This window comes from Hyphomicrobium sp., assembly GCF_019753045.1.
GTDB lineage: Bacteria > Pseudomonadota > Alphaproteobacteria > Rhizobiales > Hyphomicrobiaceae > Hyphomicrobium_B.
On record NZ_JAIELN010000016.1, the window covers coordinates 87,698 to 98,426 of the forward strand.

12 protein-coding genes are annotated in these 10,729 nt (G+C 57.7%); 3 read left to right on the forward strand and 9 right to left on the reverse strand.

Annotation, left to right across the window (positions count from 1 at the left end):
* Positions 1 to 52: 52 nt before the first annotated feature.
* Both K2Q04_RS17700 and K2Q04_RS17705 read right to left on the reverse strand, forming a co-directional pair.
* Positions 53 to 745 carry an RNA polymerase sigma factor gene (locus tag K2Q04_RS17700; RefSeq protein WP_291166024.1) on the reverse strand — a complete coding sequence of 231 codons (693 nt, stop codon included), beginning with the start codon at positions 743 to 745 and terminating at the stop codon, positions 53 to 55.
* A gap of 119 nt (positions 746 to 864) precedes the next feature.
* Complete coding sequence (locus tag K2Q04_RS17705; RefSeq protein WP_291166036.1) at positions 865 to 1,257, reverse strand: group III truncated hemoglobin; 393 nt, start codon at positions 1,255 to 1,257, stop codon at positions 865 to 867.
* 155 nt (positions 1,258 to 1,412) lie between these two features.
* Between K2Q04_RS17705 and K2Q04_RS17710 the strand changes: the two genes are divergently transcribed.
* Genes K2Q04_RS17710 through K2Q04_RS17720 form a run of 3 tightly spaced genes read left to right on the forward strand, consistent with a single transcriptional unit; the run spans position 1,413 to position 3,325 of the window.
* Positions 1,413 to 1,859 (forward strand): Rrf2 family transcriptional regulator, encoded by a 447-nt coding sequence (locus tag K2Q04_RS17710; RefSeq protein WP_291166025.1) that lies wholly within the window; start codon positions 1,413 to 1,415, stop codon positions 1,857 to 1,859.
* A gap of 11 nt (positions 1,860 to 1,870) precedes the next feature.
* Positions 1,871 to 2,851 (forward strand): nitronate monooxygenase, encoded by a 981-nt coding sequence (locus K2Q04_RS17715; protein ID WP_291166026.1) that lies wholly within the window; start codon positions 1,871 to 1,873, stop codon positions 2,849 to 2,851.
* Positions 2,852 to 2,908: 57 nt separating this feature from the next.
* Positions 2,909 to 3,325 (forward strand): group II truncated hemoglobin, encoded by a 417-nt coding sequence (locus tag K2Q04_RS17720; protein ID WP_291166027.1) that lies wholly within the window; start codon positions 2,909 to 2,911, stop codon positions 3,323 to 3,325.
* Positions 3,326 to 3,423: 98 nt separating this feature from the next.
* On the opposite strand, the gene K2Q04_RS17725 is transcribed toward K2Q04_RS17720, so the two are convergent.
* The 7 genes from K2Q04_RS17725 to folD form a co-directional block, all read right to left on the reverse strand.
* On the reverse strand, positions 3,424 to 4,050 hold the full coding sequence (locus K2Q04_RS17725) for a HupE/UreJ family protein (RefSeq protein WP_291166028.1): 627 nt from the start codon (positions 4,048 to 4,050) through the stop codon (positions 3,424 to 3,426).
* A gap of 8 nt (positions 4,051 to 4,058) precedes the next feature.
* The gene (locus K2Q04_RS17730; RefSeq protein WP_366935766.1) at positions 4,059 to 5,288 is read right to left on the reverse strand and encodes an agmatinase family protein; all 1,230 of its coding nucleotides are present in this window, start codon (positions 5,286 to 5,288) and stop codon (positions 4,059 to 4,061) included.
* Positions 5,289 to 5,350: 62 nt separating this feature from the next.
* Positions 5,351 to 6,496 carry an ABC transporter substrate-binding protein gene (locus K2Q04_RS17735; RefSeq protein WP_291166029.1) on the reverse strand — a complete coding sequence of 382 codons (1,146 nt, stop codon included), beginning with the start codon at positions 6,494 to 6,496 and terminating at the stop codon, positions 5,351 to 5,353.
* Positions 6,497 to 6,555: 59 nt separating this feature from the next.
* Positions 6,556 to 7,362: an ABC transporter ATP-binding protein gene (locus K2Q04_RS17740; protein ID WP_291166030.1), complete on the reverse strand. Its 807-nt coding sequence runs from the start codon at positions 7,360 to 7,362 to the stop codon at positions 6,556 to 6,558.
* Position 7,363: 1 nt separating this feature from the next.
* The gene (locus K2Q04_RS17745; RefSeq protein ID WP_291166031.1) at positions 7,364 to 8,107 is read right to left on the reverse strand and encodes an ABC transporter permease; all 744 of its coding nucleotides are present in this window, start codon (positions 8,105 to 8,107) and stop codon (positions 7,364 to 7,366) included.
* Between the two features lie 369 nt (positions 8,108 to 8,476).
* Positions 8,477 to 9,445 (reverse strand): LysR family transcriptional regulator, encoded by a 969-nt coding sequence (locus K2Q04_RS17750; RefSeq protein ID WP_291166032.1) that lies wholly within the window; start codon positions 9,443 to 9,445, stop codon positions 8,477 to 8,479.
* A 201-nt stretch (positions 9,446 to 9,646) separates the two neighbouring features.
* Positions 9,647 to 10,558: a bifunctional methylenetetrahydrofolate dehydrogenase/methenyltetrahydrofolate cyclohydrolase FolD gene (gene folD, locus K2Q04_RS17755; protein ID WP_291166033.1), complete on the reverse strand. Its 912-nt coding sequence runs from the start codon at positions 10,556 to 10,558 to the stop codon at positions 9,647 to 9,649.
* Between the last annotated feature and the right edge of the window lie 171 nt (positions 10,559 to 10,729).

Consider the following 10,729-nt stretch of genomic DNA (forward strand, 5'->3'; position numbering starts at 1 on the left):
GGCATGTCGACGTCACGAAGGATTGGATGCCATTGACTGACAAAGGTTCCCGCTATCGGGATCCTGGGATGAGTTGCTTTATGACGGCATTTGTCAGTCTCTCGCAGCGCTTGCCTTGGAACGGAAAAACATCGCCGAAGAGTGAGTCCATGTGCTCGGCAAGTGCAGCCTTCAGAAGACGGCGGGCGCGATGCAGCCGTGTTTTCACCGTTTCAGCGCGAAGCCCCAACAATTCCGCCGTCTCCTCTATGCTCATTTCCTCTATGGCGCGCGCGATGAGAACAGTGCGAAAGTCTTCAGGAAGTTCGTCGATCGCTCGTTCCAGTAGGCGACAAAGTTCGCGTTGAGCCATGGCGCGCTCGGGATCTATGGATGGATGACCGGATAGCGGGAACGGAATGACCTCGCCTTGAGCTTGGGGAGGATCGATCGCCGAGTCGGGAATTTCGGAGCGGCGGCGAAGATGCTGCAATGCCTGGTTTAGGACGATGCGAGTGAGCCAGGTCGAAAGAGACGATCCGCCCCGAAATGCAGGGAGGGCTGCAAATGCGCGAAGATAGCCCTCCTGCAGCACGTCCTCGGCAGCGCCATCGTCGCGCACGATACTCCGCGCGACGCGGTAGAGACGGCGGTTGTTCGCCTGGATGATCGCACGTATTGCAGACTCGTCTCGCGCCACGGCGCGGCGAATAAGATCGGCCTCCCGGTCGTTCCCTCTGCCGTTTTCGACATGCGATAGGACCATCAGCGACATCTCCGTACGTTTGGCAACTTATCAGAGATTAGATGGCGGAATTTCTCAAAGGTTCCCGGATCAAACGAAGAGCGTCACCTGAAGCGCAACGACGCAGCCCGGCTCTCGCCTCATTCTGACGTTTGTGCAGCGTGTTCTCGCGGCTTGTTGAGAACGGAATTGTCGCCCCGATGGAGGCTTATGCCCATCTGTAGCGACTCGGCGATCCGCGCCGCTCGATCGATGAAGAGAGATGCCGCAGCCGGCGGACAAACAGCCAACGCTGTCTTTCCGAAAAGATCGAGCCATCGCGCGAAATGCTCTTTGGAGATTTCCTCGATGGCAAGATGCACGGGCATCGGCCGGCCTTTATAGCTTCCAGTCATCAAAACGACCGACGACCAAAATGACCTCAGCTTCTTGAGATGATCGTCCCAATCTTGGATGCGCTTTTCGAATACCGGGCCAAGCACCTCGTCCCGGCGGACGGCCGCATAGAACCGATCGACGAGCATGCCGATCATCTCCTCGTCGACACCGGCATCGAGTCCCGGCGCTTTCGGATGTGGTGGTCTTTGCATAACAGATACCTTGCGCAATCTCCCCTATAAGATGTATGATGAATACATCTTTCGTCAAGCGAGCAATATCGACCCACTTTTGTTTGCGCGGAACCCCCATGCGCCTGACCGTTCTGGCCGACTATTCGTTACGCGTCCTCATGTACCTTGGGGCTCATCCGGACCGGCTTGCGACGATCGACGAGATCGCTGAAGCGTATGGGATTTCTGCAAATCATCTGATGAAGGTCGTGCATCGGCTCGGCCAGCTCGGCTTCGTTGAAACGCAGCGCGGTCGCGGAGGCGGACTTCGCCTCGGCAAATCGGCTGAAAAAGTGACGCTCGGTGAAGTTCTGCGTGCGGTCGAAGACGACTTTCAACTCGTCGAATGTTTCGGAACCGGGAACACCTGCCGCATCACCGATGTGTGTCGATTGAAGCGTGTCCTTCATCGTGCGCTCGAGGCCTATTTCGAGGTGTTGGACGATTGGACGCTGGCCGACATCATTGCCAACCGTAAGGCTCTCCTCGGCGTTCTCGACAACGCTGATCAAATCGGCCGATAGAGGATACGACAGTGCTCAAAACACGCCTGACCGAACAGCTGAGGTTGCGCCACCCAATTATCTCCGCACCAATGGCATTTGCAGCCGGCGGACGCCTCGCTGCGACTGTCTCCGCATCGGGCGGTCTCGGCCTCATCGGTGGCGGATATGGCGATGCGGACTGGATCAACGAGGAGTTCCGGGCCGCGGGAAATCAACGGGTCGGATGCGGCTTCATCACCTGGTCATTGCGCAAACAACCGGCGCTGCTCGATTTGGTCATCAGTAAAAATCCAACGGCGATCTTTCTGTCGTTCGACGATCCGGCGCCGCTCGCCAACCGCATCAAAGAACGCGGCATCACGTTGATCTGCCAAATCCAGACGCGCCGCGATGCTGAAAGGGCACTCGCGTGCGGCGCCGACGTCATCGTCGCGCAGGGTTCCGAAGCAGGCGGTCACGGGGAAAGACGCGGCACGTTCAGCCTTGTTCCTGAAGTCGCGGATTTGATTGCAAAGGAAAAGCCGGACACGCCTCTATGCGCGGCTGGTGGCATTGGAGATGGACGAGGGCTGGCGGCGGCTCTCATGTTGGGCGCCGACGGCGTTCTGATCGGCTCGCGACTTTGGGCTTCTAAAGAAGCCAATGTCGGCCAACGCATGCATGACGCCGCTCGGGCGGCAACAGGCGATGACACCATTCGCTCGCAAGTCATGGATCTGGCGCGCAAACTGGATTGGCCCTCGCGTTATACCGCCCGGGTGCTCAAAAACCGGTTTATCGAACGTTGGCACGGCCGTGAGCAGGAACTGCTAAGGGTTGCCGACCAAGAGGCTGCCAAATATCGCAAAGCCTGGGCCGATGGCGATCCCGAGGAGAGCAACACCTTCGTGGGCGAAGTCGTCGGTTTGATCCATGACATTGAGCCGGCGTCAAATATCATCGAACGTATCGTGCGTGAGGCGGAGGAGCTTCTGCAGTCGAAATCAAAGCAACTGGAGCAAACCCAGTGAGAACTTGCTCTATGTCTTACTGCCTAAAATGAAATCACCACGTCTCCGGAAAGAGGGATGAGATCGATGGTTGTATCGCTGTACGAACGGATGGGAGGCGCAAGCCGGGTACAAAAGCTCGTCGACGTTTTCTACGACATTGTGGAAACGGAACCGGAAGGTGAAATTTTACACCTGCTGCATCTCAGAGGACACGGCGTTGCACATTCGCGAATTGAGCAGTTCAATTTCCTTTCTGGATTCTTGGGCGGACCAAAACTCTATGTCGAAAAATACGGCCACTCAGATGTTCGCGAAATGCACCGCCATGTCGAAATCGGAACGGCGGAAAAGGACGCCTGGCTTCTCTGCATGTCGAAAGCGATTGATCGGGTTGGAATCGCACCCGACATCGGAGCCACGTTGATGAAACACTTTCGCGCCGTGGCGAACGCTCTCGAAATCCAGCACTCAACCATGACGCAAATGCGTTGAGGCCGGTCCTCAAAAAATGAAAGGCCGCCGAAGCGGCCGTTATCCTATTGAAAGCGGGGCAAGCCTTCATTGAGACTTGCCCCACCTTGAATGCTATCTCAGGTCATCAACCCTAGAAGCAGCGACGCTCCCGCCATAGCCCCGATAGCGCCCGTTGCCCTCTTGAGCGTCAGCGCCAGCGACGGTTTCAGCTGATCGAGGCAGAGGCTCGAGACCATTCCCGAAAGGTGCAAAAGCGCCGTCGCGACAACGAATCCGGCAGCATAGGGAAGGAAGGCGAAGCCGAGCCCAGCGCCCTCGTTACCATGGGCGTGACCATGGAAAACAGCGAAAAGCCCAACAGCCGCCATCGCGATGACGGTCGGCGGCCGAACGCCGACGGCCACCGCCACACTCAAGGCAACGACGGACAAGCCGATACCTTGTTCGACCATTGGCAGCGGCCAACCCTCATAGCCGAGCCAGCCGCCAAACATCATCGCCGCGACGAATGCCGCGGGCACGAGCCAACGTCCTGCCCCTCCGACGTTCATAGCAAAGAACCCGACCGCCAGCATCGCGATCATGTGGTCGATGCCGTTCATGGGATGCAGGAAGCCCTGACTGAACGTGTGAACTGCGCCGAGCCCGACATGTGCCGACGCTGGCGCAACCGCAGCCACCATCAGGATCGAGCCTGCGCCGAAGGCTTTTAGAATGTGCTGCACGCGTGAATGTCTCATCATACGCCCTCCTATTTCATGACTTTGTTGCGATGGCCGAGCTTTCCATTCGCCACCAGAGTTCCAAGTACATCGAGCACGACTCGGCAGGCGAGTTGCGCCGTGTTGTCGTTGACGTCGTATGGCGGCGACACTTCGACGACTTCCATGCCGCACAGGCCTTCCGCCGCAATCGTATGGATCATCTCGAAGGCTTCACGCGGTAGCAGCCCGCCGGGCTCCGGCGAACCGGTGCCGGGAGCAAAGCCCGGATCGATCGAGTCGATGTCGAACGACAGGTAGACGGCCTTGCAGCCTTCCCACGCCATCTCGAGCGCGATTTCCGCGGCCTTCTTCGGACCGTGGTGCTGCACATCGTGCATCGTCAGCACGCTCGTGCCGCGCTGCTTGGCAACCGCCGTGCCCGGACGGTTGCCGTACCAGCCGCCGATCCCGATCTGCACGAGATTCTTCGGATGGCAGTTGGGCAAGCCGACATCGTGCATGTGGCTGTGGTCGCGATGCGACGCGTGCGTTCCTTCGTTCGTCGTCCAGAACCACGGCGTCGTATGCATGCGCTCATCCATATCCTTTTCCTGAATATCGATGTGGCGGTCGATGTGAATAATGCCAACGTTGCCGTCGATGTGCGGAGCAATGCCTCGCACGTTGGGAAAGCCCAAGCTGTGATCGCCGCCGCAAATGATCGGGAAAACGCCCGAAGTGTAGATGTGCGACACGGCCTTCGTCACCTGGTCGAACGTCTTCTCGATGTTCCCCGGAATGACGAAGATGTCGCCGGCGTCGCAAAGATCGAGTTCCTCATAGATATCGACACCGCCGTCGAACCAATAGCCGTCGTAGAGCGCCGAGATCCGGCGGACCGCCTGCGGCCCAAAGCGTGTGCCGGGCCGATAGGTCGTCGCCGAGTCGAAGGGCGCACCAACGAAGGCCGCCTCGAAGTTGCCGATCTTGCGAATGTCTTCGCAGTAGGGCGCCTTCATGAAGGTATTGATGCCGGCGAACGCCGGCTGATGGCCACGGCTGAACAACGAGATGTTGCGATCGATGACGGAATCGGCCGCCTCGAGCCCGTACTGCAGCGACCGAGCCGTTTCCTCGTCCTGCTTGGTCTGCGAGATGCGAGACAACGTCTCCATGCTCTTCGCGCCATGCGTGTCTTCGCGCCGGACGCCATGCGAATGGCCGTGCCGATGCGTATGAGGATGGTCGTGACCGTGATCTTTAGGACTGCGCGCCATTTCAGAATGACCTTTACTGTTTAGATATGCAGACAATTGCGGAGTTGATGAGCCCTGCCCCCCTACTGCGGGCCAAGCCGGCCTATCCATTTGTTCGATGGGTACTTGGCCGCAAAGCCATCGGCCGCGAGCCCCTTGAGAAGCGACATGTCGAACGCCTCGCTCGACTTGACCTTCTTCTGAGAAACGCCGGCGGCAAGATACGTTTCACTGAACAGATCCCAGGTCTGCTCCGCATAACCGGCGGTGCAATCCGGCCCGTTAAACAGCGAGCCCCAGCCTTTGCCATCGGGAGCACGAGGAGCTTCCTCAGGCAGGCTTTCGCAGAGAGGCTTGCCGCCCTCCAAACCAAGCGCGCCCATGTTCTGGTTGATGTTGAGCATGATCGCGCCGTACTGATTAAGCTTCACGTCGGCGATGGGCCATGAAAGACCTGCAGCGACGATCGCATCGCCTTCCTCCGGATTCTCTTTCCACCAGTTGACGGCCTCGAACCAAGCACGCAGCAGCTCTTTGGCGACCGCTGGCTTTGCCGCGAGCCAGGATTCGTTGCAGGCGATAGCATCGGAAATGAGCCCGCGTTCCCATGTCCGGTCCGTGAGGCTCGACTTGAATACCTTGGCGCCATCCCGCTTTAGGGATTGAGAAGCGAAGGGGTCGTAGTTGACGTCGATGTCGATGCCGCCACTCGCGAATGCCGCTGCGCTCTCCTGCGGAAGCATGACCGCGTGCTGCAGTTCCTTCATGTCGATGCCTGCCCGCTTCATCGTGAGCAGCATCCACATATGGTTGAGGAAGCCGTAGTCGGCGCCGAACTTCTTGCCCTTGAAATCTTCGACGGTATTGATGTCCTTCGTCACCACCATCTTGTCGAGGCCGTAGGACATATCCGAAAACGCGACGACCTTGACGGGAAGGTCGCCTGCACGCGCCAGCACCATGCTGTCCATGGTGTTGTTCATGCATTGGACCTGACCCGACGTGATCGCCGCGTTCTTTTCCGTGATGCCTTCGATGATCTTGACGTCGAGATCGATATCCTTCGCGAGGCCCTTCGCCTTGACGATGTACCAGGGCGCATAGGGCGAGAATGAAATGATCGCGACACTGACCTTTTCGGCAGCACTGGCCAATGGTGCCGCAACCGGTGCAACCGCTGCCGCCAAGCCGAGAGCGAGCAACGTGTTCGTGAACGACTTCGTTTTCATTTTTTGTCGTCTCCCTGAACGATCTTCGATCCCTGGAATTTCTCGTCAAAGCAATTTGGCTATTTAATTTCCTCGCGCATCATCGCGAACAGCTGCCGCTCGAGTTCCGCATATCCCGGCATTTCGAGAAGCTCTTCCTTTTGCTTGATGCGCCGTCCGCCTTTGAAGGTGAGCGGGATGTCCGCTTTGATGCGGCCGGGCTGACGGCTGAAGAAAATGATGCGATCGGCCAGATAAATCGCTTCCTCGATATCGTGCGTGATTGCGACGACCGTCTTTTTCTCACGCTCGATCAACTCGATCATGAGCTCCTGCATTTCCCATCGAACCTGTGCGTCCAACGCACCGAACGGCTCGTCCATCAGGATGATCGCCGGATTCTGCGCCAACGTTCGAGCGAGCGCGACGCGTTGCTTCATGCCGCCGGATAGACTGCGCGGATAGGTGTCGGCGAACTTCTCGAGATGCACGAGCTTGAGAAAATTCATCGTGCGTTCCCGCCGTTCAGCGGCTGGAACTTTCAGAATCTTCATGCCGTATTCGACGTTCTGCATGGCGGTCAGCCAAGGGAACGACGTGTAGGCTTGGAAGATCATGCCGCGGTCGGGACCAGGCCCCTGCACGTTCTTGCCGAAAACTTCCAGCCGTCCGCGTGTGGGATATTCGAGACCCGCGATGATCCGCAGCATTGTCGTCTTTCCGCATCCTGACGGGCCGACGAACGCTGTGATTTGGTTCTCTTGCAGCTCGAACGAAACGTCGTCGAGCGCTTTGAACGTTCCGCCCAGATACTCCTTGCTGATGCGGGACGCCTTGAGGGGTGGAACGGTTGTCACCGGCGTAAAATCCTTTGCGACGATGTTCATGTTACGACCTCCGCTCGACGTTCCACGGGAACAGCGCGCGGCAAATGCCCCGGAAAATGAGATCTGTGAGCAGACCCAATGCACCGATAGTGACGATGCCCGCCATGATCACGTCGACGTTGAGAAAACGTCCGGCACGCATCATCACGGCGCCAATGCCGTCCTGCGCGCCGACGATTTCGGCGATGACGAGATAGGTCCAGCTCACCGCGATCATGTTGCGCATGGAGTCGAAGATCGCCGGAAGTGCAGCCGGCACCACGATGCCTGTGAGAATGGTGCTGCGTGACGCACCCATCGTGAGGCCCGCTTCCACAAACTCCTTCTGGATGGCGGTGGTGTTATCCAGCACCAGCGAGATCAGGAAGAAGATGACACCGATGAAGAGCAGCGCAATCTTTGCCTGGTCGGTCGGTCCAAACCAAACGAGCAGCAGCGGAATGAAGGAAGCGGCCGGCAGATACCGCCAAGCCGTCAGCGTTGGATTGAAGAGCGCGCGAATGTTGCCGAAGCTTCCCATCAGAATGCCGATCGGCACAGCAATCGCGGAAGCCGCCATGAAACTGATGAAAATCCGCCAACAGCTCACCGAGACGTCCTGCAGGAAGTTGCGCTCGGCGAACAAGACGTAAAGGGCGGAGCCCACCTCACCGATGGACGGAAAGAACTTCCGGGCCGATGCCGGCGTCAGATAGTGGCCAGCCTCCCACAGACCTAGAAACATCAACGCACCAGCGAACGCCAACACCGAAGCCCGCTGTGCACTCGGCTGCCTTCGAAACTCTAGGAATCTTTCTTTCGGTGGAATATAAATTGGCGCGGCTTCGATGTTCTCACTCGGCAAATTTTGTTGCGAGAAAGACGAGGCGTCGCGCGATTTCGATATCGCACTTTCCAAGGCTCTACCTCCCGACAAAGACTGCAAAATCTACGTTTTGCTCGATCTAAGTTGTCGCGAGGAAGGTAGCGGCGCGGAGGCGCTGATTAAAACGCCCAAAATTCAAATGGAAAGCATTGACAGTACCTATGCTGCAGCGCGAACGCTTTCTTGCAAGCGACCGCACTCTGACGCGCGTGCCTTCTAGAATTCAGCGTAGAAAGACCTGGAATTTAGCTAGTCAGTCGGATCGTCAGCGCCAACGAGTGAGCGAACTCGCTTTGCTTCGCAGATAATCGCTTTCAACTCTTCGATGAATAAGATGTGCGCCATGTGCCAGGGCCGGTCTGGATTCGAGATGATGAAAATCTCCATGGCCGGCGCGTTGCGCTTACCAAGCAGCGGCCACAGTCGGCCCGAGGAAACATCGGGTGCTGCATAACCATCGGGGAGGAAGCAAAGCCCAACTCCCAGGATTGCCAATCGGCGCGCCTCTTCAAGATGCTGAGAAATTCCGGAAACCTTTTGCCCAATTCCGTATCTCAGCCGGAAATCTGAGAGCTGGTCGGGCTCATCGGCCCCCGTCAGGATGAAAGATTCTTGCGCCAGTGCTTTGGGATCGAGAATTTTCTGACCATAGAGGCGATGGCCGCGCCCACAATAGGGACGATGCGTCTCGCGAAACAACGGATGATAGATCAGATCGGCGCGCTTGCTGCGCGATGGCGCGACGCCGATGTCGATCTCCTTCCGAAGCAGCGCATTGATGACATCCGACCAGCTGGCCACATCGACGATCAGTTCGACATTCGGACACTTCCTGTGAAACGACATGATGACGTCGTCTAAAATTTCGCTGACGACATTGCTGATCATTTTGATGCGCACTGGGCCGCTGACAGTGTTTAGCGTGTCGGCCATCGCATCCGGAATGCCGCGAACCAGGGCCTTCAGCTTCATGCACGTGTTGGCGAGCGCCCGGCCCTCATCAGTCAGCTCGAAACCGCTCGGACCTCTTTCGCAGAGACGCACATTGAGATGACCTTCGAGACGCTGCAGTGCGAGACTTATTGAGGGTTGCTTGCGACGCAAAAGCTCCGCCGCCGCTGTGACGCCCCCGGTTTCAGCAATGATGCAGAAGATCTTGAATAGGTTCCAATCGAGATTCCGGAAAAAATCATCGTGCCGAGTGTTGTTCGAGGACATATTGCACCGCGGTAAGAACACCCAAAAGATCGCGCGCGGAAAGATAGCCTTCCCCACGAGAACTTTAAGTGACTTCGACGGCGAGTTGCAAGCTTAGGCTGAAGACGAAAGTTCGTGCAGACAAGTGTGCCGGTCACCGAACACGAGTGACCGCATGCGTCCGTTCAGGACACACACGCGGTCATGCTTGGCGCATTCAGCTCAAATGCCCGGTGCAGCAGCATAAGTGGAACGGCCGAGCATTGGCTGATGACCGGCGGCATTCACAGAGCGTTCGGCCGAGTTGATCGTGTTGACGAGCAACATCGTCACCGTCATGGGGCCAACGCCGCCCGGAACGGGCGTGATCATCGACGCGCGTCGGCTCACACCTTCAAAATCACAGTCGCCCACCAGCTGACCATTGGCTAAGCGATTGATGCCGACATCGATAACGACGGCGCCCGACTTGACCATCGGCGCGGTGATCAGATTGGGATACCCCGCTGCCACGATCAGAATGTCAGCCAGAATGGTGAATTGCGCGAGATCCCGCGTCTTCGCGTGACAGACCGAGACTGTCGCCTCGCGCTGCATCAACATCAGCGCCATCGGCTTGCCGACGATGTTGCTGGCGCCGACGACGACCGCGTTGCGACCAGAAACCTCGACGCCCGCGCTATCGAGCATCAGCATAACGCCGTAAGGCGTACAGGGCGGAAACACCGTCTCACCGATGACCAATCCGCCGACGTTGTAGAGATGAAACCCGTCGACGTCCTTCTCCTGATCGATGGCGCCGAGCACCGCTTTGACGTCGAAATGTTTCGGCAGCGGCAACTGCACCAGGATGCCGTGGATCGACGGACTGGCGCTGAGCTCTGTAATTTTGTCGATGACGGCCGATTGTTCTACGTCGGCTGGAAACAGAAACTTGCGAGAATCGATGCCGACGTCGGCGCAGGCCTGTATTTTCTTTCGCACATACACGGCCGATGCCGGGTCTTCTCCGACCATGATGACCGCAAGGCCAGGCGACACACCAAATTTCTTTTTGAGAACGTCAACCCGCTGGCGGCACTCTTGACGAACACCAGCTGCCACGGCCTTACCGTCGATAATTTTGGCTGTCATTGTGTTGCTCGCTGAAGTGTTTTTGCACTCTCAGAAGGACCCTGGAGAGCGTTGGCAGAAGCTTGATCGAGACATTTCGAGCGCGTCTGGCGCATCATTTTTTGGTTGGCGCCGGCGACTCCCCTTCCGGGGAGCCGGCCGCCGGCGCCTGCTGTTAGAACAGTCCCTGAA

What these genes read in the sequence shown, in the direction of transcription:
- K2Q04_RS17700 (WP_291166024.1), bottom strand. Translation starts at nt 745, where the DNA reads ATGGTCCTATCGCATGTCGAAAACGGCAGAGGGAACGACCGGGAGGCC.
- K2Q04_RS17705 (WP_291166036.1), bottom strand. Translation starts at nt 1,257, where the DNA reads ATGATCGGCATGCTCGTCGATCGGTTCTATGCGGCCGTCCGCCGGGAC.
- K2Q04_RS17710 (WP_291166025.1), top strand. Translation starts at nt 1,413, where the DNA reads ATGCGCCTGACCGTTCTGGCCGACTATTCGTTACGCGTCCTCATGTAC.
- K2Q04_RS17720 (WP_291166027.1), top strand. Translation starts at nt 2,909, where the DNA reads ATGAGATCGATGGTTGTATCGCTGTACGAACGGATGGGAGGCGCAAGC.
- K2Q04_RS17725 (WP_291166028.1), bottom strand. Translation starts at nt 4,050, where the DNA reads ATGATGAGACATTCACGCGTGCAGCACATTCTAAAAGCCTTCGGCGCA.
- K2Q04_RS17730 (WP_366935766.1), bottom strand. Translation starts at nt 5,288, where the DNA reads ATGGCGCGCAGTCCTAAAGATCACGGTCACGACCATCCTCATACGCAT.
- K2Q04_RS17735 (WP_291166029.1), bottom strand. Translation starts at nt 6,496, where the DNA reads ATGAAAACGAAGTCGTTCACGAACACGTTGCTCGCTCTCGGCTTGGCG.
- K2Q04_RS17740 (WP_291166030.1), bottom strand. Translation starts at nt 7,362, where the DNA reads ATGAACATCGTCGCAAAGGATTTTACGCCGGTGACAACCGTTCCACCC.
- K2Q04_RS17750 (WP_291166032.1), bottom strand. Translation starts at nt 9,445, where the DNA reads ATGTCCTCGAACAACACTCGGCACGATGATTTTTTCCGGAATCTCGAT.
- folD (WP_291166033.1), bottom strand. Translation starts at nt 10,558, where the DNA reads ATGACAGCCAAAATTATCGACGGTAAGGCCGTGGCAGCTGGTGTTCGT.